The 558-nt window shown below is 59.5% G+C and carries 1 protein-coding gene; it reads left to right on the top strand.

Going from position 1 to position 558, the window contains the following annotated elements; translation table 11 throughout:
• Positions 1–94: 94 nt before the first annotated feature.
• On the top strand, positions 95–558 hold a 464-nt coding region (locus PHA01_RS29145; protein WP_271899728.1), incomplete at its 3' end, for a helix-turn-helix domain-containing protein.

Raw genomic sequence — 558 nt, 5'->3', positions numbered from 1 at the left:
TGTAAGCGCAAAGTTAAAATGTCCTGTTTCTGCAAAGTAGAAATGTCGCTGTGTCACCTTCTCGTTCATCGCAACGAGATTCGGGAAGCAGATTTTGGGATGGATTTTAATGAGCGAGCGCGAGCTGCATCGCATTGAAGTTTTGTCGGAAGTTGTTTCGCGTCGCCGCACACTTGCCTCGGCGGCGATTGTGCTGTCGCTGAGTGTTCGCCAGGTGCAAAGGATCGTTCGGACATTCTGTGTCGAAGGTGCGCCTGCGCTGCGTCATCGCAGCCGTGGCCGCCGGTCGAACAACCGCATCCATGACGGCGTGCGTGAACTGGCGCTGCAGCTGGTGCGCGAACGCTACGCGGACTTTGGGCCGACGCTGGCCGCCGAGAAGCTGGCTGAGCACGGATTTACGGTTTCGCGCGAGACGCTGCGCCAGTGGATGGCGGACGCCGGCATCTGGTCATCACGCAAGAAGCGTCGTCTGCAGTTCCATCCGCCGCGGCTGCGGCGCGAGTGTTATGGCGAGCTGATCCAGATCGACGGCAGCGAGCATCGCTGGTTCGAGGA

The organism is Candidatus Phyllobacterium onerii, from assembly GCF_028331445.1.
In the GTDB taxonomy this organism is placed as follows: domain Bacteria; phylum Pseudomonadota; class Alphaproteobacteria; order Rhizobiales; family Rhizobiaceae; genus Phyllobacterium; species Phyllobacterium onerii.
Note: the sequence above shows the minus strand (reverse complement) of the source record. Positions and strands in the feature narration are given on the sequence as shown.